The sequence below is a fragment of the Acidovorax sp. genome, from assembly GCF_046294525.1.
GTDB lineage: Bacteria > Pseudomonadota > Gammaproteobacteria > Burkholderiales > Burkholderiaceae_C > Acidovorax.
Window position 1 is genome coordinate 1 of the sequence record NZ_JBKBKQ010000044.1, and the last position, 22,186, is coordinate 22,186.

A 22,186-nucleotide genomic window follows, 5' to 3' on the forward strand; every position below is an offset into this window, starting at 1 on the left:
CGCCCGCGAGAGGGGGCCGAGCGAAGCAAAGGCCCGTGTGGCTGTTTGGATGTTCGGCTGCCCCACCCCCTGCTGGCTGCGCCTGCGGCGGGGCGGTTGTGGGGTGGCATGGGCGTCGGAGCGCCCATGCTTTGTGAACTGACTCGCCGCAGTTGTCCGAACGGAGCTGCGAAGCAGCGCAGTGAGTTCTGCGGCGCACCCCGCAACCGCCCCGGCGCAGGTTTGCCCCTTCGCACAGCGAAGGGGTCGCAGACTGGGGGGCGCCTTTTCTTTGCTTACTTTCTTTTGGCGAAGCAAAAGAAGTGAGTCGCCTGCCGGGGCGACAACCCGGCTCCCGCCCTCAACCCCAGCATGCCTTTCAAACCAGCACACCAAGGCTTCGACCAGCCCAGCCCGAACGGTTCGCAAGCCACATGAACTTCGACAGACCCGCCCCTCACAGCCAGTAGGCATCCACTACAAAAACAATAGCTATCAACGCTTTACCAGCAGGCGGCGGAAGCGATTTTCACCCAAAAAATCAATCCCCCACCTCCAACCTCCGCCCATACTGCACCAGACTCGTCTGTTTCAACGCCTTCATCATCACCTTCGCCGCCGGCGACAACAGCCGGTCCGACCGCGTGATGATCCCGAACGCATCCATATGGCACGGCATCGCCAACGGCAACACCGTCACGATCCCATGCGCCGCGTAATAGCGCGCCACATCCTCCGCCACCACCGCAATCATGTCGCTCTGCTGCAGCATGCGCGTGATGAACAGCAGGGCCGATGTCTCCACCGTGTGCAGCGGCGGTGCCAGCCCGTCCTGCTGGAACATCAGGTCAAACCGGTGCCGCAGCACACTGCCCGCAGGCGGCACGATCCAGCTGGCCGCCACCACGTCGCGCAGCGTCAACCCGGTCATGCTTGACAGCGGGTGGCCCGGGCGCGTCATGGCGCAGACCAGCTCCTCCGTCAGCGACTCATAGCGCAGGTTCTCCTTGTCGTGCTCTTCGTACAGGCGGCCCACCACGATGTCGAGCTTGCCCTGCTCCAGCCGCTCCAGCAGCACCGGGCTGGTTTCGATGTCGAGCGAAATGCGCAGGCTGGGGTGCTCCTGCTTGACCTGCGCCACTGCGGCGGGCAGCAGGCTCAGGCCGGGTGAGGTGATGGCACCGATGCCCACCTGGCCATAGTGCCCACGCTTGAGCGCACCGATCTCGTCGTGCGCCTGGTTCAGGTTGGCCAGGGCCATGCGCGCGTGGCGAATCATGGTTTCGCCATACCAGGTAGGCCGCATGCCGCGCGGCAGGCGGTCAAACAGCGACACCTCCAGCACATCCTCCAGGTCCTTGAGCAGCTTGGACGCGGCGGGCTGGGTCATGCTAAGCACCTGGGCGGCGCGGTGGATGTTGCCTTCTTCGGCCAGCGCCACCAGCAGCAGCAGTTGGCGCGTCTTGAGGCGGGCGCGGATGAACCAGTGGTTGTAGGTGCTCATGGATGGATGGGAGGAAGGAAGGGAAAGAGGACGAGAAAAGGGAGGGGTTTTCCAGAATGCAAAGAACGATATGTATTTTGTCTAAAAAACGATTGGATTGATATCCAAACCTTCCATAGACTTCGCCGCACTTGCAATCCCCCTCCCGACCCAGGCCCCTGTCCATGAAGCACGGCGAACTACAACTCAACCCCCGGCACCTGATCAACGGCCGGTGGGAAATCGGCACCACCACCGGCATCAGCACCAACCCGTCGGACACGCGCGAGGTGGTGGCCGAATACGCCCGCGCCGACCGCAACCAGACCGAGCTGGCCGTGCGCGCTGCGGCCGATGCCCTGCCCACCTGGAGCCAGAGCACGACCCAACGCCGCGCCGACGTGCTGGACATGATCGGCAGCGAGCTGCTGGCCCGCAAGGACGAGCTGGGCGCGCTGCTGGCGCGTGAAGAAGGCAAGACCCTGCCCGAAGGCATCGCCGAAGTGGCTCGCAGCGGGCAGATCTTCAAGTTTTTTGCGGGCGAGGCGCTGCGCATTCAGGGCGAGCTGCTGGCCTCCGTGCGCCAGGGCGTGCAGGTGGACGTGACCCGCGAGCCCGTGGGCGTGGTGGGCATCATCGCGCCGTGGAACTTCCCGTTCGCCATCCCGGCCTGGAAGATCGCCCCGGCCCTGGCCTACGGCAACACCGTGGTCTTCAAGCCCGCCGAGCTGGTGCCCGCCTGTGGCTGGGCGCTGGCCGAAATCATCAGCCGCAGCGGCCTGCCCGCCGGTGCCTTCAACCTCGTCATGGGCAGCGGCCGCGAGGTCGGCCAGACTCTGGTGGACCACCCGCTGGTCAACGCGCTGAGCTTTACCGGGTCGGTGGCCACCGGCGACCGCATCCTGCGCGCGGCCTCTGCACGGCGCGCCAAGGTGCAGCTGGAGATGGGCGGCAAGAACCCGCTCATCGTGCTGGCCGACGCCGACCTGGACCAGGCGGTGGACTGCGCGCTGCAGGGCTCGTACTTCTCCACCGGTCAACGCTGCACCGCATCGAGCCGTCTCATCGTCGAGGCCGAGGTGCACGACGCCTTTGTGGCGCGCCTGCGCAACCGGCTGGCCAGCCTGAAGGTGGGCCACGCGCTGGAGCGCGGCACCGAGATGGGCCCGGTGGTGGACGACAACCAGCTGGCGCAGAACCTGAGCTACATCGACATTGCGCGCAATGAGGGGGCGGAGCATGTCTGGGGCGGCGAGCGCATTGAGCGCCCCACCCCCGGCCACTACATGAGCCCCGCCCTTTTCCTGGCCCGCCCCGAACACCGCGTGGCGCGCGAGGAAATCTTTGGCCCCGTGGCCTGCGTGCTGCGCGCCGACGACTACGAGCACGCGCTGGCCCTGGCCAACGACACGCCGTTTGGGCTGTGCGCGGGCATCTGCACCACATCGCTCAAGCGCGCCATGCACTTCAAGCGCCACGCTGCCGTGGGCATGACCATGGTGAACCTGCCCACGGCGGGTGTGGACTTCCATGTGCCGTTTGGCGGACGCAAGGAGTCGAGCTACGGCGCCCGCGAGCAAGGGCGTTACGCCGCCGAGTTCTACACCACCGTCAAGACGGGCTACATGTTGGCCTGAGCCCTCTCGCGCGAATTTCCCATCCCTCAACCATCGTCAACCAACCATTAAAGACAGGAGACAAGAGATGACGAAGATGAACCGCCGCACCGTCGCTGCCGCCCTGGCCGCCGTGCCCGTGGCCGCCTTGCTGCCCGGCGCCGCCTGGGCGCAAAAGCCCATCGTGCTGGGCTTCAGCCAGGTGGGGGCCGAGAGCGAATGGCGCACCGCCAACACCGAATCCATCAAGTCCGCTGCCAAGGAGGCCGGCATTGAACTGAAGTTCTCCGACGCACAGCAAAAGCAGGAGAACCAGATCAAGGCCATCCGCTCGTTCATCGCGCAAAAGGTGGACGTGATTGCGTTCTCGCCCGTGGTCGAGTCTGGCTGGGAGCCCGTGCTGCGCGAGGCCAAGGCCGCCAAGATCCCCGTGGTGCTGACCGACCGCGCGGTGAACACCAAGGACACGTCGCTGTACGTGACCTTCATGGGCTCGGACTTTGTGGAAGAAGGCCGCAAGGCCGGCCGCTGGCTGGTGGACAAGATGAAGGACCAGAAGGGCGAGGTCAACATCGTCGAGCTGCAAGGCACCGTGGGCTCGGCCCCCGCCATCGACCGCAAGAAGGGCTTTGAGGAAATCATCAAGGCCGACCCCAAGTTCAAGATCATCCGCAGCCAGACGGGCGACTTCACCCGCGCCAAGGGCAAGGAAGTAATGGAAGCCTTTCTGAAGGCCGAAGGCAAGAAGATCAACGTGCTGTACGCGCACAACGACGACATGGCGATTGGCGCCATCCAGGCCATCGAAGAAGCCGGCATGAAGCCCGCCAAGGACATCATCATCATCTCCATCGACGCGGTGAAGGGCGCCTTCGAAGCCATGATCGCCGGCAAGCTCAACGTGAGCGTGGAGTGCAGCCCGCTGCTGGGCCCGCAGCTGATGAGCGCCGTCAAGGACATCAAGGCTGGCAAGGCGGTGCCCAAGCGCATCGTGACGGAAGAAGGGATCTTCCCGATGGAGATCGCGGCTCAGGAATTCCCCAAGCGGAAGTACTGATTCCGCAGGCGCTCCGAACGCCCCTGCCCGTTCACGCTGGGCCTGTCACAGCGTCACGCAAGGCGCAGGCAAGCTCAGCCCGAACGGCTCAGAAGACGGTTCCGGCCCACCGCGTGGCATAGACATTCACAACAACAGGAGACAAAACCAAATGAAGCGTGCAATTTTCAAGGCCGTGCTGACCAGCGTGGCACTCGTAGCCATCGGCGCCACCTCCCTCGCATCGGCCCAGGACAAGGGCACCATCGGCATCTCGATGCCCACCAAGTCTTCGTCGCGCTGGATTGCCGACGGCGACAACATGGTCAAGGTGCTCAAGGAGCGCGGCTACAAGACCGACCTGCAGTACGCCGAGGACGACATCCCCAACCAGCTCGCGCAAATCGAGAACATGATCACCAAAGGCGCCAAGGTGCTGGTGATCGCGTCGATTGACGGCACCACGCTGTCGCGCGTGCTGCAAAGCGCGGCCGACAAGGGCGTGAAGGTCATCGCCTATGACCGCCTCATCAAGGGCTCGAAGAACGTGGACTACTACGCCACGTTCGACAACTTCCAGGTGGGTGTGCTGCAGGCCACCTCCATCGTGGACAAGCTGGGCCTCAAGCAAGGCAAGGGCCCGTTCAACATTGAACTGTTTGGCGGCTCGCCGGACGACAACAACGCCTTCTTCTTCTACGACGGCGCCATGAGCGTGCTGCAGCCCTACATCGACAGTGGCAAGCTGGTGGTGCGCAGCAAGCAGACCGGCATGAACAAGGTGGGCACGCTGCGCTGGGACGGCTCGGTGGCCCAGGCGCGCATGGACAACCTGCTGTCGGCCTACTACGGCAAGGACAAGGTGCATGCGGTGCTCTCGCCCTATGACGGCATCTCCATCGGCATCCTGTCATCCCTGAAGGGCGTGGGCTACTGCACCGCCCAGCAGCCCTGCCCCGTGGTCAGCGGCCAAGACGCTGAGGTGCCTTCCATCAAGTCCATCCTCAAGGGCGAACAGTCTTCCACCGTGTTCAAGGACACCCGCGAGCTGGCCAAGGTGGCCGCCAACATGGTGGACGCCGTACTGACAGGCAAGCAGCCCGAGATCAACGACACCAAGACATACAACAACGGCGTGAAGGTGGTGCCGTCGTACCTGCTCAAGCCGGTGGCGGTGGATTCTTCGAACTGGAATGCAGTGCTGGTAGGCAGCGGGTACTACAAGGAATCGCAAATCAAGTAAGCGCGAGCGGCTTCTGCATCTAAAGCCGCCGCCTGCGAATGCCACCGGGGCAGCGCAGGCGGCCTGCAACCGGGATGGGGCCAGAGGCCCCACCAACAGACTGAGAGACCATGCTTCTTGAAATGCGGGACATCCGCAAAACCTTCCCCGGCGTGGTGGCGCTGAACCAGGTCAACCTGCAGGTGCAGGCCGGGGAGATCCATGCCATCGTCGGCGAGAACGGGGCGGGCAAATCCACGCTGATGAAGGTGCTGTCGGGTGTGTACCCACACGGCAGCTACAGCGGCCAGATCCTGTTCGACGGGCAGGAGCGCGAGTTTGCGGGCATCCGCGACAGCGAGCATCTGGGCATCATCATCATTCACCAGGAGCTGGCGCTGGTGCCGTTGCTGTCGATTGCCGAGAACATCTTCCTCGGCAACGAAACCGCGCGGCACGGCGTCATCGACTGGATGGCCGCGCACAGCCGTGCGCAAGCCTTGCTGCACAAGGTGGGCCTGCGCGAATCCCCCGAAACACCCGTGGGCCAGCTGGGTGTGGGAAAGCAGCAGCTGGTGGAAATTGCCAAGGCGCTGTCGCGCAAGGTGCGCCTGCTGATCCTGGACGAGCCCACCGCCAGCCTCAACGAGAACGACAGCCAGGCCCTGCTGGACCTGCTGCTGGAGCTGAAAGCCCAGGGCATCACCTGCATCCTGATCTCGCACAAGCTCAACGAAATCTCGCGCGTGGCAGATGCGATCACCGTGCTGCGCGATGGCAGCACCGTGCAGATGCTGGACTGCCGCGAAGGCCCGGTAAGCGAAGACCGCGTGATCCAGGCCATGGTGGGCCGCGAGATGAGCGACCGCTACCCCCAGCGCCAGCCGCAAGTGGGCGACATTGTTTTTGAGGTGCGCAACTGGCGCGCCCACCACCCGCAGCGCAGCGACCGCGAGCACCTCAAGGGCATCGACCTGAATGTGCGGCGCGGCGAGATTGTGGGCATTGCGGGCTTGATGGGCGCAGGCCGCACCGAGCTGGCCATGAGCATCTTCGGCCGCTCGTGGGGCCAGCGCATCAGCGGCGAAGTGCGGCTGCACGGCCAGCCCATCGACGTGAGCACGGTGGAAAAGGCCGTGCGCCACGGCCTGGCCTATGTGACCGAAGACCGCAAGGGCAATGGCCTGGTGCTGAACGAAGACATCCAGTTCAACACCTCGCTGGCCAACCTGTCGGGCGTGTCGTTCGCCAGCGTGATCGACAGCGGCCAGGAGCACCGCGTGGCACAGGACTACCGCGAGAAGCTGCGCATCCGCTGCTCGGGCGTGGACCAGAAGACGCTGAACCTCTCGGGCGGCAACCAGCAAAAAGTGGTGCTGAGCAAATGGCTGTTCACCAGCCCCGAAGTGCTCATCCTCGACGAGCCCACGCGCGGCATCGACGTGGGCGCCAAGTACGAGATCTACACCCTCATCGCCCAGCTGGCGGCGGAGGGCAAATGCGTGATCGTGATCTCCTCCGAAATGCCCGAGCTGCTGGGCATCACGGACCGCATCTATGTGATGAACGAAGGCCGCTTTGTGGCCGAGATGCCAACTTCAGACGCCTCGCAAGAAAAGATCATGCGAGCCATCGTGAGTGCCCCCCCTGAGGCGCTTCGCGCCATCCCCCTCAAGGGGGACGCCGCCCGTGCGGCGGGGCGGCCCTTGCACGGCGGCCGCGCGTAGCTGCAGCGCCCCTCTTCAGCGCCTGATGAACCGCACAACGCATTCAACTGATGACCGAAATGAGCCAGACCACCCATCCCACCGCCAGCACGCTGGCCGACGGCAGCACGACAGCAGCGGCGCGGCACGACAAATCGCTGTTGCAGCACCTGCAGCACAACCTGCGCGAATACGGCATGTTGATCACGCTGGTGGCCATCATGGGCTTCTTCCAGTACATGACCGAGGGCACGCTGATGCAGCCCTTGAACCTGACCAACCTGGTGCTGCAGAACAGCTATATCGTCATCATGGCGCTGGGCATGCTGCTGGTCATCGTGGCCGGGCACATCGACCTGTCGGTGGGCTCGGTGTGTGGCTTCATCGGCGCACTGGCTGCGGTGCTGATGGTCGAATACAACTGGCACTTTGTGCCCGCCACGCTGGTGTGCCTGCTCTGCGGCGGACTCATTGGCGCCATTCAAGGCAGCTTTGTGGCGTTCTCGCGCATTCCGTCGTTCATCGTCACGCTGGCGGGCATGCTGGTGTTCAAGGGACTGGCGCTGGCGCTGCTAGCGGGGCAGTCGGTTGGGCCGTTCCCCTCGGCATTCCAGATGCTCAGCTCGGGCTTCATCCCCGATCTGTTCAGCGTGGAAGGCCTGCGCCTGACCTCGCTGCTGCTGGGCACTGCCGTGGCTGCGGCCCTGGCCGTGGCTGGCCTGCGCCAGCGCGCCAACCGGCTGCGCCACGGCGTGCAGACAGAGCCCGCGGGCCTCTTCATCGCGCGCACCGTGGTCTTTAGCGGGCTGCTGGTGTACTTCAGCTACCTGCTCGCCTCTTACAAGGGCTTGCCCAACGTGCTCATCGTCATGGCGCTGCTGATCGTGCTGTTCGACTTTGTTACCAGCCGCACCACCATCGGCCGCCGCGTGTACGCCATGGGCGGCAACGAAAAGGCGGCCAAGCTCTCGGGCATCAAGACCGAACGGCTCACGTTGTACGCCTTCATCAACATGGGCGTGCTCGCCGCCCTGGCCGGGCTGGTGTTCGCGGCGCGGCTGAACACGGCCACGCCCAAGGCGGGGCTGGGCTTTGAACTGGACGTGATCGCGGCTTGCTTCATCGGCGGCGCATCGGCCTCGGGCGGTGTGGGCAAGGTGATGGGCGCGGTCATCGGCGCCTTTGTGATGGGCGTGATGAACAACGGCATGTCCATCCTGGGCATCGGCATCGACTACCAGCAGGTCATCAAGGGCGTGGTGCTGCTGGCCGCCGTGCTCGTGGACGTTTACAACAAGAACAAGGCATGACGGCTGCCATGGACGCATCCACCGCTCACGCCCCTGCTGCAGCCCCCGTGCTGCAGCTCTCGGGCATCCACAAGCAGTTTTCGGGCATCACCGTGCTGCGCGATGTGCAGCTCAACCTCTACCCTGGCGAGATCCATGCGCTGATGGGGCAAAACGGTGCGGGCAAGTCCACACTGATCAAGGTGCTGACGGGCGTGCTGGAGGCCAGCGGCGGCCAGATGCGGCTGGGAGGGGAAGCCGTGTGGCCCGACTCGCCCCTGGCCGCGCAGCGTCTGGGCATCAGCACGGTGTACCAGGAGGTCAACCTCTGCCCCAACCTCTCGGTGGCCGAGAACATCTTTGCGGGCCGCTACCCGCGCTGCGGCATCGCGCAGGGTTTTCGCATCGACTGGGCCACGCTGCGCCAACGCGCCCGCGATCTGGTGGCGCGCATCGGCCTGCAGATCGACGTGACGCGCCTGCTGTCGGACTACCCGGTGGCCGTGCAGCAGCTGGTGGCGATTGCGCGCGCACTCAGCATCGAATCACGCGTGCTGATCCTAGACGAACCCACCTCCAGCCTGGACGACGACGAGGTGCAAAAGCTCTTCGAGGTGCTGCGGCGCCTGCGCAGCGAGGGGCTGTCCATCGTCTTTGTGACGCACTTTTTGAACCAGGTGTATGCCGTGTCGGACCGCATCACCGTGCTGCGCAATGGCAGCTGGGTGGGTGAGTGGCTAGCCAAGGACCTGGGGCCGCAAGCACTGATCGCCGCCATGCTGGGCCGCGACCTGGCCGCTGCGTCGGAGCAACCTGCACCAGCGCCCGCTGTGGACAGCCGCCAGGCCACCTTGCTGCAAGCCGAGGGCCTGGGGCAGGACGCGCAACTGCAGCCGCTGGACCTGCAGATTCGCGCAGGCGAGGTGGTGGGGCTGGCGGGGTTGCTGGGCTCGGGCCGCACCGAGCTGGCGCGCCTGTTGTTTGGCCTGGAGCAGCCCGACCGGGGCGTGCTGCGCATCGACGGCCAGGTGGTGAAGTTTGCGAACCCCATGGACGCCATCCGCCACGGCCTGGCCCTGTGCCCCGAAGAGCGCAAGACCGACGGCATCGTGGCCGAGCTGTCGGTGCGCGAGAACATTGCGCTGGCGCTGCAGGCGCGCATGGGTGTGGGCAAATTCCTCTCGCGTGCCGAGCAGACGGCGCTGGCCGAGCGCTACGTGAAGTTGCTGGGCATTAAGACCGAGAGTGTGGACAAGCCCATCGGCCTGCTGTCGGGCGGCAACCAGCAAAAGGCCATCCTCGCGCGCTGGATGGCCATCGAGCCGCGCCTCTTGATCCTGGACGAACCCACGCGCGGCATCGACGTGGCCGCCAAGCAGGAAATCATGGACCAGATCCTGCGCCTGGCCCAGGCCGGCATGGCCGTGCTGTTCATCTCTTCCGAAATGAGCGAGGTGGTGCGCGTGGCGCACCGCATCGTGGTGCTCCGCGACCGCCACAAGGTGGGTGAGCTGCCCGCAGGCAGCAGCGAGGACGCCGTTTATGAACTCATCGCCGCCGAACATGCTTGAAATAAAGAACACCCCCCTGAGCCGCATCGCGGCTTCCCCCCGCTCTCGCATCGCTTTGCGATGCGGGCAGGAGGACGCAGCCCTCACTGCGGGGCGGCCCTTGCTCGGCTGCCCTCGCCTGGACCGCGTCCGTATCGAGCGCAGCGCCATGGATGAACTGTATGTCTGAGCGCAGCCTTGCATTCCCTATTTCGGCCCTGATGCGCCACCGCCTCGCGTGGCCCATCATCACGCTGCTGCTTTTGCTGGCCATCAACACGGCCTTCAATGCCAGCTTTTTGCGCATCGAATGGCGCGACGGCCACCTGTATGGCAGCCTCATCGACATCCTGAACCGCGCCGCGCCGCTGGTGCTGGTGTCGCTGGGCATGACGCTGGTGATTGCCACGCGCGGCATCGACATCTCCGTGGGGGCCACCGTGGCGATTGCCGCTGCGGTCGCGGCCTGGCTGATCGGTGGCTCGGTGTCGGGCACCGAAAGCCGGTTTCCGCTGCCCGTAGCCATCCTGGGCGCCATCGGCGTGGCACTGCTGTGCGGGCTGTGGAACGGCGTGCTGGTGGCCAAGGTGGGCATGCAGCCCATCATTGCCACGCTGATCCTCATGGTGGCGGGCCGGGGCATCGCGCAGCTGATCACCGACGGGCAGATCATCACCATCTACTACACGCCCTACTTCTTCATCGGCGGGGGTTATCTGGCGGGCCTGCCGTTCTCGCTCTTTATCGTGGCGGCGGTCTTTGCCATCCTGTACCTCGCCATCACCCGCACGGCGCTGGGCCTGTTCATCCAGGCAGTGGGCATCAACCCCACGGCGGCGCGGGTGGCGGGTGTGCAGGCGGGGCGGCTTATCGTGGCGGCCTATGTGTTCTGCGGCGTGTGCGCGGGCATTGCGGGTTTGCTTATCAGCTCCAACGTGAAGAGTGCAGACGGCAACAACGCCGGGCAACTGCTGGAGCTGGACGCCATCCTGGCCGTCACGCTGGGTGGCACCGCCCTCACCGGAGGCCGTTTCAGCCTGGTGGGCAGCGTGATTGGCGCACTCATCATCCAGACGCTGACCTACGCCATCTACTCGCTGGGCGTGCCGCCCGAGATCAACCTGGTGGTGAAGGCCGTGGTCGTATTCATCGTCATGCTGATGCAGTCGCCCGAGTTCCGGGCGCAAGTCGGCGCGCTGGCACGCCGTCCTGGCGCGGGAGCCTTGCAATGAGCGCCGTTCCCAAGACCGCAGGCTTCGGCACCGTGAGCCCCCCTGCCCCACCGGCCGCCGCTGCGCGCGCCCGGTTCAACCCCAAGTACCTGCCGCTGGCGGCCACCATCTCGCTGTTCGTGGCCATGGCCACGCTGGGTTCGGTGCTGTACACCGGGTTCTTCTCGGCCCAGGTGTTCCTCAACCTGCTGATCGACAACGCCTTCCTCATCATCGTAGCGGTGGGCATGACGTTCGTGATCCTGTCGGGCGGCATCGACCTCTCCGTGGGATCGGTGGTGGCGCTGGCCACCATGGTGCTGGCCGCACTGGTGGAACACCGGGGCTGGAACCCTTTAGCCGCCATTCCGCTGGTGCTGCTGATGGGCACGGCGTTTGGTGCGTTCATGGGTTTCCTCATCGAGCGCTTTCGGCTGCAGCCCTTCATCGTCACGCTGGCGGGCATGTTCCTGGCGCGGGGGCTGTGCTACCTCATCAGCATCGACTCCATCAGCATCACACACGAAGGCTATTCGGAACTGGCGCAATGGCGACTGCCGCTGTGGGAAGGCGCATCCCTTTCGCTGGGGGCGCTCATCGCCATCGCCGTGCTGCTGGTGGCCCTGTTCGTGGCGCACTGCACGCCGTTTGGCCGCAGCGTGTATGCGGTGGGCGGCAGCGAGCACTCGGCTGTGCTCATGGGCTTGCCGGTGCGCCGCACGCTGATCGGTGTGTACACGCTCTCGGGCTTTTGCTCAGCGCTGGCGGGCGTGGTGTTCACGTTCTACATGCTGTCGGGCTACGGCCTGCATGCCGTGGGCATGGAGCTGGACGCGATTGCTGCCGTGGTCATTGGCGGCACGCTGCTCACGGGTGGCGTGGGCTATGTGGCGGGCACGCTGTTTGGCGTGCTCATGCTCGGAATCATCCAGACCCTGATTTCCTTCGACGGCACGCTCAGCTCCTGGTGGACGCGCATCGTCGTTGGTGTGCTGCTGTTCGCTTTCTGTCTGCTGCAGCGGCTGCTTTCGCGCCGCTCGGGCAAGCGCCATTGAACCGTTGTTTCCCCTCTTCCTTTCGCACCCCACCATGACCACCCCCAAGCGCAAACTCCGCTCCGCCGAATGGTTCGGCACGGCCGACAAGAACGGCTTCATGTACCGCAGCTGGATGAAGAACCAGGGCCTTCCCGACCATGTTTTTGACGGCCGCCCGGTGATCGGCATCTGCAACACCTGGTCCGAGCTGACCCCGTGCAACGCACACTTTCGCAAGATTGCTGAGCATGTAAAACGCGGCATTTACGAGGCGGGTGGTTTCCCGGTGGAGTTTCCGGTGTTCTCCAACGGCGAATCCAACCTGCGCCCCACGGCCATGCTCACGCGCAACCTGGCCAGCATGGACGTGGAAGAGGCCATTCGCGGCAACCCCATCGACGCAGTGGTGCTGCTGGTGGGCTGCGACAAGACCACGCCTGCGCTGCTGATGGGCGCAGCCAGTTGCGACGTACCGGCCATCGTGGTCACCGGCGGGCCCATGCTCAACGGCAAGCTCGACGGCAAGGACATCGGCTCGGGCACGGCCGTGTGGCGCCTGCACGAGTCACTGAAGGCGGGCGAGATCAACGAACACCAGTTCTTTGCGGCCGAGGCCGGCATGTCCCGCTCCGCCGGCACCTGCAACACCATGGGCACGGCCAGCACCATGGCCTGCATGGCCGAGTCACTGGGCACCTCGCTGCCGCACAACGCAGCCATACCGGCCGTGGACTCGCGCCGCTATGTGCTGGCCCACATGTCCGGCAAGCGCATTGTGGAGATGGCGCACGAAGGGCTCACGCTCTCCAAGATCCTCACCCGAGAGGCGTTCGAGAACGCCATCCGCACCAACGCGGCCATTGGCGGCTCCACCAACGCCGTCATCCACCTGAAGGCGATTGCCGGGCGCATCGGCGTGCAGCTGGACCTGGAAGACTGGACCCGCATCGGCCGGGGTACGCCCACGCTGGTGGACCTGCAGCCCTCTGGCCGCTTCCTGATGGAAGAGTTCTACTACGCAGGCGGCCTGCCCGCAGTGCTGCGCCGCCTGGGCGAGAGCGGCCTGCTGCCGCACCCCAACGCCCTCACCGTCAACGGCAAGAGCCTGTGGAACAACGTGCGCGAAGCCCCGCAATACAACGACGAGGTGATCCGCCCGATCAACAACCCGCTGATTGCCGACGGTGGCATCTGCATCCTGCGCGGCAACCTGGCGCCGCGTGGCGCGGTGCTCAAGCCGTCGGCCGCCTCGCCCGAGCTGCTCAAGCACCGGGGCCGCGCCGTGGTGTTCGAGAACCTGGAGCACTACAAGGAGCGCATCGTCGATGAGAACCTGGACATCGACGCCAGCTGCGTGATGGTGCTCAAGAACTGCGGCCCCAAGGGCTACCCCGGCATGGCCGAGGTGGGCAACATGGGCCTGCCGCCCAAGCTGCTGCGCCAGGGCGTGAAGGACATGGTACGCATCTCGGACGCGCGCATGAGCGGCACCGCCTACGGCACCGTGGTGCTGCACGTGGCACCCGAGGCGGCAGCCGGTGGCCCGCTGGCCACGGTGCGCGATGGCGATTTCATCGAGCTGGACTGCGAAAGCGGCCGCCTGCACCTCGATATCAGTGACGAGGAACTGGCCGCGCGGCTGGCCGCGCTGGACAACACGGACCAAGGCGGGCGCGGCGGCTATCGGCGCCTGTACGTGGACCACGTGCTGCAGGCGGACGATGGTTGCGACTTTGACTTTCTGGTGGGTTGCAGGGGAGCGGCTGTCCCACGCCATTCCCACTGATACCGTCAGCCCGCCAGCCCCAGAGATTGCTACAACTTTAATAGCTGTTAGCGCTTGACAGATAAGCGCTAGGGGCATACTTGACCCAAATTCCATCTTACTTCCGCCATGCCAGCCACCTATTCGCTCCAGAACCCTCGCTATCGCGGCATCTTTCCCGTGGTGCCCACCACCTTCCACGAAGACGGAACACTCGACCTGGAGAGCCAGAAGCGCTGCGTCGACTTCATGATCGATGCGGGCGTGGATGGCGTCTGCATCCTGGCCAACTTCTCGGAGCAGTTCTCGCTGTCTGATGCCGAGCGCGAAGTCCTCACCCGCACATCGCTGGAGCATGTGGCAGGCCGCGTGCCCGTCATCGTCACCACCACCCACTACGGCACCCGTGTATGCGTCGAGCGCAGCCGCGCCGCGCAGGACATGGGCGCAGCCATGGTGATGATCATGCCGCCCTACCACGGCGCCACCTTCCGCGTGCCCGAGGCGCAGATCTACGAGTTCTATGCCCGTGTATCCGACGCCATCAGCATCCCGATCATGGTGCAGGACGCACCCGCCAGCGGCACCGTGCTTTCGACCCCCTTCCTGGCCCGCATGGCGCAAGAGATTGAAAACCTGGCCTACTTCAAGATCGAAGTGCCCGGCGCCGCCAGCAAGCTGCGCGAGCTGATCCGCCTGGGTGGAGACGCCATCGAAGGCCCGTGGGACGGCGAAGAAGCCATCACCCTGCTGGCCGACCTGGATGCGGGCGCCACGGGCGCGATGACGGGCGGCGCCTTCCCCGACGGCATCCGCCCCATCATCCAAGCCCACCGCCAGGGCGATAGGGACCAGGCGTTTGCGCTGTACCAGCGCTGGCTGCCCCTCATCAACCACGAGAACCGCCAGGGCGGCATCCTCACGGCCAAGGCGCTGATGAAGGAAGGCGGCGTGATCGCCTGCGAAGCGGGCCGCCACCCCTTCCCGGCCATGTACCCCGAGGTGCGCCGAGGCCTGATCGACATCGCACGGCGGCTGGACCCGCTGGTGCTGCGCTGGGCGCGTTAAGCAGGACACCCATGGTGCCTGCACGTTATCTGGTGCCCGCCGAGGCGGGCCTGATTGCCCTGGACTGGGGCACCAGCGCATTGCGCGCCTTCCGCATGGGCGCGCATGGCGAGGTGCTGGAGACGCGGCACCGCCCCTGGGGCATCATGAACCTGCCCCCCGCCACCGCGAACGTGGCAGACGGCGAGCCCGGCGCCGCGTTTGAACGCGCACTGCAAGACACCTGTGGCGACTGGCTGGCCGCCACACCTGGCCTGCCCCTGCTGGCCTGCGGCATGGTGGGCAGCGCCCAGGGCTGGCGCGAGGCCAAGTACCTGCCGACGCCCACCTCGCTTGATGCACTGGCGCGGGGCCTGACGCTGGTGGAGCGGCGCGACGGCCCGCCGCTGCACATCGTGCCAGGCCTGTTGCAGCAGGGCGCGCTGCCCAACGTGATGCGCGGCGAAGAAACCCAGGTGCTGGGCGTGCTGGCGGGCCTTGCGCTGCCTGCGGATGCGCCCGTGCTCATCGGCCTGCCCGGCACCCACAGCAAATGGGTGCTGGCACGCCGGGGCCGCATCGAACAGTTCCACACCTTCATGACCGGCGAGGTGTTTGCCGCACTGCGCGGCCACACGATTCTGGGCAAGACCATGCAGGCCGCAGCGGCACCCGACGACGATGCCTTTGCGCGCGGGCTGGAGGTGGCGCGGGGCAGCGATGCCGCGCTGGGACTGCTCTCGCACATCTTCAGCACCCGCACGCTGGGGCTGACCGGCGCGCTGGCGCCTACCGCGCAAGCGGACTACCTCTCGGGCCTGCTGATCGGGTACGAGATCGCCAGCTTGGCCCGTGTGCAGGATCAGACGCAGGCCACACCCCAAACGCTGGTGCTGTGCGGCGAGCCCGACCTGTGCCGCCGCTACGCCATCGCGCTGCAGACCTGTGGCTTTGCCGCCCGCACCATCGCCACGCAGGCCACGGCCACTGGGCTGTGGCAGATCGCGCTGGCGGCAGGGTTGGTCGTTGCGCCCGCACCCGCCCCCTCACACCCCTTCACCGCCGGGAGTCTGGCTGCATGAACCCCATCGACAAAACCCTGTTCCACATCCTGCAGCGCTGCGGGCTCATCGCCATCCTGCGCGGCGTGCAGCCGCACGAGGTGGTGGCCATCGGCCACGCGCTGTACGACGCGGGGTTTCGCATCATCGAAGTGCCGCTCAACTCGCCCGAGCCGCTGGCCAGCATCCGCGCGCTGCGCGATGCACTGCCAGCCGACTGCCTGGTGGGCGCAGGCACCGTGCTCTCCATCGATGCCGTTGCCGATGTGGCCGCAGCCGGCGGGCAGATCATCGTCATGCCCCACAGCAACCCCGACGTGATCCGCGCCGCACGCGCCGCCGGCATGGCCTGCGCGCCGGGCGTGGCCACGCTGACCGAGGCCTATGCGGCCCTGGCCGCGGGCGCCAACATGCTCAAGCTGTTCCCCGCCGAGGCGCTGCCGCCCCATGTGCTCAAGGCCTGGCGCGCCGTCATCACGCCGCCCATGGCACTGGTGCCCGTGGGCGGCATCGTGCCCGAGAGCATCGCGCCCTATGCCGCCGCTGGCGCCAGCGGCTTTGGCCTGGGATCGGCTCTGTACCGGCCCGGCGACCAGGCCCCCGAGGTGGCGCACAAGGCGGCAACGTTTGCGCGGGCGTGGCAGGCGTCGTTTGGAACCGCGCCCGCCACGGCCTGAACCGCCCCCTACTCGCTCCAGACAACCCAGCATTTCTGAACCGACTGTCCCGCCCCCATGAAGATCACCCGACTCACCACGTTCATCGTCCCGCCGCGCTGGTGCTTCCTCAAAATAGAAACGGACGAAGGCATCACCGGCTGGGGTGAGCCCGTGCTGGAAGGCCGCGCGCACACCGTGGCCGCTGCCGTCGATGAACTGGCCGACTACCTCGTTGGCAAAGACCCGCGCCACATCGAAGACCATTGGACGGTTATGTACCGGGGCGGCTTCTACCGGGGAGGCGGCGTGCACATGAGCGCACTGGCCGGCATCGACCAGGCGCTGTGGGACATCAAGGGCAAGGCACTGGGCGTGCCCGTGTCCGAGCTGCTGGGGGGCAATGTGCGCAGCCACATCAAGGTCTACAGCTGGATCGGCGGAGACCGCCCCAGCGAGACAGCCGCCGCCGCCCAAGCCGCCGTGGCGCGCGGCTTCACGGCCGTCAAGATGAACGGCACCGAAGAAGTGCAGTACGTGGACAGCTACGACAAAGTGGAGCGCTGCCTGCAAAACGTGGCCGCCGTGCGCGAGGCCGTGGGGCCGAACGTGGGGATTGGCGTGGACTTCCACGGCCGTGTGCACCGGCCCATGGCCAAGGTGCTGGTCAAGGAGCTGGAGCCCTACAAGCTCATGTTCATCGAAGAGCCCGTGCTGAGCGAACACGAAGAGGCGCTGAAGGAGATCGCCCGCATCTCGCCCACCCCCATCGCCCTGGGCGAGCGCCTGTACTCGCGCTGGGACTTCAAGCGCGTGCTGCAAGGCGGCTATGCGGACATCATCCAGCCCGACCCCTCGCACGCAGGCGGCATCACCGAGACCCGCAAGATCGCCAGCATGGCCGAGGCCTACGACGTGGCCCTGGCCCTGCACTGCCCGCTGGGGCCCATTGCCTTGGCCGCCAACCTGCAGCTGGACGCGGTTTGCTACAACGCCTTTATCCAGGAGCAGAGCCTGGGCATCCACTACAACCAGGCCAACGACCTGATGGACTATGTGTCCAATCCCGAGGTATTTGCGTACCAGGATGGGATGGTCGCTATCCCGAACGGACCGGGCTTGGGGATTGAGGTGCATGAGGACTATGTGCGCGAGCGTGCGGCAGAAGGGCACCGGTGGAGAAACCCGGTGTGGCGGCACCGGGATGGAAGTTTTGCGGAGTGGTGAGGCGGCTAGAGATGTCCTGCATAAACCTCGCGGAACGCAGGCCGGCTGGCAAACCTTGACCCGCGTCAAGCCACGGCGCGGCGCAAGCGCTTGTCCGACAACGCCCCGACTTGACGGATGGCGGATGCGGCAGCGCAGCGGGAAAAAAATGGATTCATTGCAATCCTCAAGGAGAGAGCCATGAAACCCCTCGCACTCAAAGCCATCGACGAGCAGCAACTACAGCGACAGCCACCGCAAGAAGCCATCGACGCCGACATGGCGGAACAGGCCAAACCCGGCCACGGCATACCGTCGCAGGATCCGGACCCGGCAGCACAGCACCTGCTGACGCCGGAAGAGGCCGAGCGCGAATCCAAGTCGGCCCTGATGGGCGGCGGCATGATGACCGGTGCCGCCGCAGGCGCCGCCCTGGGTGTGGCGGTGGGCGGCCCGCTGGGCGTGTTTGTTGGCGGCACGGCCGGGGCCATTGCAGGCGCGCTCGGCGGTGCCGCAGTGGGTCAGGCGGTGGATCCCGAACCCGCCCAGGACCCGGCGCGCGAAGCCAACAAGCCGGTGTTTGTGGAGCCAGACAAAGCCTGACGCCGTATTGCTACACCCACTGCGCGCTGAGTTACTTTCATTTTGATAGCTGCCAGCGCTTGTGGGACGAGCGCTGCAGCCGATTTTTATTCATAAACACTGACGAGTTCGCGTTCACGGAGGCCAGCCGTCTGTCGCCTGCAAAGACACTGTGATTAAAATCAGTGCCTTCGCCCTGTCCCGGCCACCTCCACTCCATGACGGCCTCCCTCCCGGCCTCGCCGCCGCCCATCACCCGCTTTCACCGAACCCGGCTCATGCAGATCTGGCGGTCGGCCGGCTGGCCGTGCAAGGACGGGCTGGAGATTGACCTGCTGGCCGCCGGGCTCATCAGTCTGCACATTGCCGCAGACGGCTGTGAAACTCTGCGCCTTACCGACGACGGCGTCCGCACCCTGGCCCAGGCGCGCCAGCGCGGCGTGCGTGCGCTGAGTTTGCACGATCGGCTGGGCCAGAAGTTTGCCGCGCAGCTCCTGGCCGCAGGCCGTATCGTGTGGACGGAGTTGTCGCTGCGCGCGGTGATCGACAGCGTGCCGGCAGGGCCGGTGGTGCAGCCGCCTGCCACGGCGGATGCTGAATACACGTCTGATGTGCCGGCCAGTACAGCACCTGCCATGGCCCCACTTTGGGCCGACGATGACCACGCCCCCGCTGCCCGCGCCGCCGCCAATGTGTGGCGCATGGCGCGGCCTGATCTTTTCTCGGTGCGCAACACCTCCGTGCCCGCCTACCTGCAGCCCATGGTGCATGAGGTGAAGGCCAGCCGGGCCGACCTGCTGTCGGACCTGCGGCACGATGCAAAGCGCCAGGCCTACCAGTGGCTGTGTGAAGAGTGCTACTACGTCTTTCCCGCCGGCATTGCCGAGCCCGACGAAATCCCCGAGCACTTCGGCATCTGGATGCTGCATGGCAGTGTGGAGGACGGGCGCTTTGAGCTGCTGCGCCCCGCGAGGCACAACCGCTGCACGCTGCCCTTTGCGGTGTGGATGGCGCTGTGCAAGGCCACGCCGCTGCGCAGCGAGGACGACATGGCGCAGGCCCACCTGGGCGAGCCTTCCACGCCTGCTTCCGACAGCACTTCCGCCGCGCCATGACCTACACCGTGGCGGTGCGCGAGCTGTGCGAGTTCACCGCCAAGCAGGGCGATCTGGACCTGCGCTTTACGCCAGCACCCACCGCGCTGGAGGGCATGGCGGGTCATGCGGTGGCAGCGTCGCGCCGGGGTGCAGGCTACCGCGCCGAGGTGGCACTGAGCGGCAGTTACCAGAGCCTGCGCGTGCGTGGCCGGGCCGATGGCTACGACCCCGCGCAGCAGCGCATCGACGAGGTCAAGACCTTCAAGGGGCGGCTGGACCGCCAACCCGCATCGCACCGCCACCTGCACTGGGCGCAGGCCAAGGTGTATGGCTGGCTGCTGTGCGAGCAGGAGCAGCTGGCGCACATCGACGTGGCGCTGGTGTATCTGGACGTGGGCACGCAGCAAGAGACGGTGTTCACCGAACACTGCAGCGCCGACGACCTGCGCCAGCACTTCGAGGCCCAGTGCCAGCGCTTCATTGCCTGGGCCGAACAGCAGGTGGCCCACCGTGCAGCGCGCGATGCTGCATTGAACACGCTGGCGTTTCCGTTTGGCGGCTTTCGCACGGGCCAGCGCCCGCTGGCCGAGGCCGTTTTCAAGGCGGCAGTGGCGGGCCGCTGCCTGCTGGCCCAGGCACCCACGGGCATTGGCAAAACCATGGGCGCGCTGTTCCCGCTGCTCAAGGCTGCGCCTGCGCAGCGCATCGACAAGGTGTTCTTTCTGGCCGCCAAGACCTCGGGGCGGCAGATGGCGCTGGATGCGCTGGCGCGCCTGTCCCACAGCGCACCGGCGCTGACCCTGCGCGTGCTGGAACTGGTAGCGCGCGACAAGGCGTGTGAACACCCGGACAAGGCCTGCCACGGCGAATCGTGCCCGCTGGCGCGGGGCTTCTACGACCGGCTGCCTGCCGCCCGCGCTGCCGCCGTGGCCTCTGCCAGTGCAGGCCCCCCCGCGCCCGTCCTGCAACAAGCACGCGTGCGCGACGTGGCCCTGCAGCACGATGTCTGCCCCTACTACCTGAGTCAGGAGCTGGCCCGCTGGGCCGATGTGGTGGTGGGCGACTACAACTACTACTTTGACCTGGGCGGCCTGCTGCACGGCCTGGCCCAGGCCAACCAGTGGCGCACGGCGCTGCTGGTTGACGAGGCCCACAACCTGGTGGAGCGCGGCCGCAAGATGTTCACGGCCGAACTGCACCCCGCCGCCTTGGCCCAGGCCCGCAGCAGCCCCACCGCTGCGCAGCACGCGCCGGTGAAGAAGGCGCTGGACAAGGTGCGCCGCGCCTGGGTGGCGCTGGACAAGGCGCACCCGGCCCCGTACACGGTGCTCGAAACCTTCCCCGACAAGCTGCTGGCCGCGCTGCAGCAGTGCACCACCACGCTCACCGAACACTTTACCGATCACCCCACGGAGCCAGACGGCGCGCTGCAAACGTTCTACTTCGATGCACTGCACCTGCAGCGCATGGCCGACCTGCTCGATGCGCATTCGATGGTGGACATCACCCAGGCTTCTGCCTCCCACCACTTGCGGGCGTCCAAACCCGGCGACTCCGTGGTCTGCATACGCAACGTGGTGCCCGCGCCCTTTCTGCAACCCCGCCTCGCAGCTGCGCACACCAGCACCTTGTTCTCGGCCACGCTGCAGCCCGCGCGCTACTACGCCGACCTGCTGGGCCTGCCTGAGGACCATGTGTGGGTGGATGTGGAGTCGCCCTTTGCCGCGCACCAGCTGCAGGTGCAGGTGGCGCGCCACATCTCCACGCGCTACCCGCACCGCGCCGCGTCGCTGGCGCCAATTGCGGCGCTGATGGCGCAGCAGTTCCGTGCGCGGCCCGGCAACTATCTGGCGTTCTTCAGCAGCTACGACTATCTGCAGCAGGCCGCTGCACTGTTTTCGCAGCAGCACCCCGATGTGCCGCACTGGTGCCAGTCGCGCCGCATGCTCGAAGGCGAGCAGCGCGAGTTTCTGGCCCGCTTCACCGACACCAGCCAGGGCATTGCCTTTGCCGTGCTGGGCGGCGCGTTTGCCGAGGGCATCGACCTGCCGGGCCAGCGGCTGATTGGCGCGTTCGTTGCCACGCTCGGCCTGCCGCAGGTCAACCCCGTCAACGAGCAGATCCGCGAGCGCATGCAGGCGCTGTTTGGCGCGGGCTATGACTACACCTACCTCTACCCCGGTCTGCAAAAGGTGGTGCAGGCCGCTGGCCGCGTGATCCGCACGCCCAGCGACGAGGGCGTGGTGCACCTGATGGACGAGCGCTTTGCACAGGCCCAGGTGCGCAGCCTGCTGCCCGCGTGGTGGCAAACGCGCTAAGAACGTGTTTACGATCTTTTCACCGTACCCGTTACCCCGCAAAGGCAGACGCTGCCTTTGCGGGGCAACCCTTCGGGCAAGGCAGCCAACAACCGCACTCCGCGTTGCGCACCTTGTCCAGGCCGCCAGCATGGCCTGCGGCGCGCGCCTTGATCGCGGCTGTTGGCTGCCTTGCGGATACCATGAAAAGACCGTAAACACGTTCTAACAGGCTGTTGAATTTCACCCCCGTATAACCTGGCGTTCAAGAGCATCGTTGTAGATACTGACGACTCTCTCAACAAGGAGTCCAGACGATGCGGGGATCAGATGTGATGCAGGAGTC

17 protein-coding genes are annotated in these 22,186 nt (G+C 66.0%); 16 read left to right on the top strand and 1 reads right to left on the bottom strand.

Annotated features, from left to right (window positions below; translation table 11 throughout):
- Positions 1-520: 520 nt before the first annotated feature.
- Positions 521-1,483: a LysR substrate-binding domain-containing protein gene (locus ACK4HJ_RS22585; RefSeq protein ID WP_409835751.1), complete on the bottom strand. Its 963-nt coding sequence runs from the start codon at positions 1,481-1,483 to the stop codon at positions 521-523.
- A 164-nt stretch (positions 1,484-1,647) separates the two neighbouring features.
- On the opposite strand from ACK4HJ_RS22585, the gene ACK4HJ_RS22590 reads away from it, so the two are divergent.
- From ACK4HJ_RS22590 to ACK4HJ_RS22665, 16 genes are all read left to right on the top strand, one after another.
- Positions 1,648-3,099 carry an aldehyde dehydrogenase family protein gene (locus ACK4HJ_RS22590; protein WP_409835753.1) on the top strand — a complete coding sequence of 484 codons (1,452 nt, stop codon included), beginning with the start codon at positions 1,648-1,650 and terminating at the stop codon, positions 3,097-3,099.
- A 67-nt stretch (positions 3,100-3,166) separates the two neighbouring features.
- Positions 3,167-4,135 (top strand): ABC transporter substrate-binding protein, encoded by a 969-nt coding sequence (locus ACK4HJ_RS22595; RefSeq protein ID WP_409835755.1) that lies wholly within the window; start codon positions 3,167-3,169, stop codon positions 4,133-4,135.
- Positions 4,136-4,286: 151 nt separating this feature from the next.
- Positions 4,287-5,357, top strand: coding sequence for a multiple monosaccharide ABC transporter substrate-binding protein (chvE, locus tag ACK4HJ_RS22600; protein WP_409835757.1), 1,071 nt, complete (start codon positions 4,287-4,289; stop codon positions 5,355-5,357).
- Positions 5,358-5,467: 110 nt separating this feature from the next.
- Positions 5,468-7,063, top strand: a complete 1,596-nt coding sequence (gene mmsA / locus ACK4HJ_RS22605) for a multiple monosaccharide ABC transporter ATP-binding protein (RefSeq protein WP_409835759.1) — start codon at positions 5,468-5,470, stop codon at positions 7,061-7,063.
- A 59-nt stretch (positions 7,064-7,122) separates the two neighbouring features.
- Positions 7,123-8,352, top strand: coding sequence for a multiple monosaccharide ABC transporter permease (gene mmsB / locus ACK4HJ_RS22610; RefSeq protein WP_409835761.1), 1,230 nt, complete (start codon positions 7,123-7,125; stop codon positions 8,350-8,352).
- Positions 8,349-9,902, top strand: a complete 1,554-nt coding sequence (locus tag ACK4HJ_RS22615; protein ID WP_409835763.1) for a sugar ABC transporter ATP-binding protein — start codon at positions 8,349-8,351, stop codon at positions 9,900-9,902. Before mmsB ends, ACK4HJ_RS22615 begins: the two co-directional genes overlap by 4 nt.
- 161 nt (positions 9,903-10,063) lie before the next feature.
- The gene (locus ACK4HJ_RS22620) at positions 10,064-11,113 is read left to right on the top strand and encodes an ABC transporter permease (protein WP_409835765.1); all 1,050 of its coding nucleotides are present in this window, start codon (positions 10,064-10,066) and stop codon (positions 11,111-11,113) included.
- Complete coding sequence (yjfF, locus tag ACK4HJ_RS22625) at positions 11,110-12,147, top strand: galactofuranose ABC transporter, permease protein YjfF (RefSeq protein ID WP_409835766.1); 1,038 nt, start codon at positions 11,110-11,112, stop codon at positions 12,145-12,147. Before ACK4HJ_RS22620 ends, yjfF begins: the two co-directional genes overlap by 4 nt.
- A gap of 34 nt (positions 12,148-12,181) precedes the next feature.
- Positions 12,182-13,915 (top strand): IlvD/Edd family dehydratase, encoded by a 1,734-nt coding sequence (locus tag ACK4HJ_RS22630; protein ID WP_409835768.1) that lies wholly within the window; start codon positions 12,182-12,184, stop codon positions 13,913-13,915.
- Between the two features lie 108 nt (positions 13,916-14,023).
- Positions 14,024-14,962 carry a dihydrodipicolinate synthase family protein gene (locus ACK4HJ_RS22635; protein WP_409835770.1) on the top strand — a complete coding sequence of 313 codons (939 nt, stop codon included), beginning with the start codon at positions 14,024-14,026 and terminating at the stop codon, positions 14,960-14,962.
- A gap of 11 nt (positions 14,963-14,973) precedes the next feature.
- Positions 14,974-16,023 (top strand): 2-dehydro-3-deoxygalactonokinase, encoded by a 1,050-nt coding sequence (locus ACK4HJ_RS22640; protein WP_409835772.1) that lies wholly within the window; start codon positions 14,974-14,976, stop codon positions 16,021-16,023.
- The gene (locus tag ACK4HJ_RS22645) at positions 16,020-16,679 is read left to right on the top strand and encodes a 2-dehydro-3-deoxy-6-phosphogalactonate aldolase (RefSeq protein WP_409835773.1); all 660 of its coding nucleotides are present in this window, start codon (positions 16,020-16,022) and stop codon (positions 16,677-16,679) included. The genes ACK4HJ_RS22640 and ACK4HJ_RS22645 overlap by 4 nt, the downstream gene beginning before the upstream one ends.
- A gap of 57 nt (positions 16,680-16,736) precedes the next feature.
- Positions 16,737-17,885: a galactonate dehydratase gene (dgoD, locus tag ACK4HJ_RS22650; protein WP_409835775.1), complete on the top strand. Its 1,149-nt coding sequence runs from the start codon at positions 16,737-16,739 to the stop codon at positions 17,883-17,885.
- Positions 17,886-18,065: 180 nt separating this feature from the next.
- Positions 18,066-18,467 (top strand): hypothetical protein, encoded by a 402-nt coding sequence (locus ACK4HJ_RS22655; protein WP_409835777.1) that lies wholly within the window; start codon positions 18,066-18,068, stop codon positions 18,465-18,467.
- A 197-nt stretch (positions 18,468-18,664) separates the two neighbouring features.
- Positions 18,665-19,561 carry a hypothetical protein gene (locus ACK4HJ_RS22660; protein WP_409835779.1) on the top strand — a complete coding sequence of 299 codons (897 nt, stop codon included), beginning with the start codon at positions 18,665-18,667 and terminating at the stop codon, positions 19,559-19,561.
- Positions 19,558-21,861, top strand: a complete 2,304-nt coding sequence (locus ACK4HJ_RS22665) for a helicase C-terminal domain-containing protein (protein ID WP_409835780.1) — start codon at positions 19,558-19,560, stop codon at positions 21,859-21,861. Before ACK4HJ_RS22660 ends, ACK4HJ_RS22665 begins: the two co-directional genes overlap by 4 nt.
- Positions 21,862-22,186 lie beyond the last annotated feature (325 nt).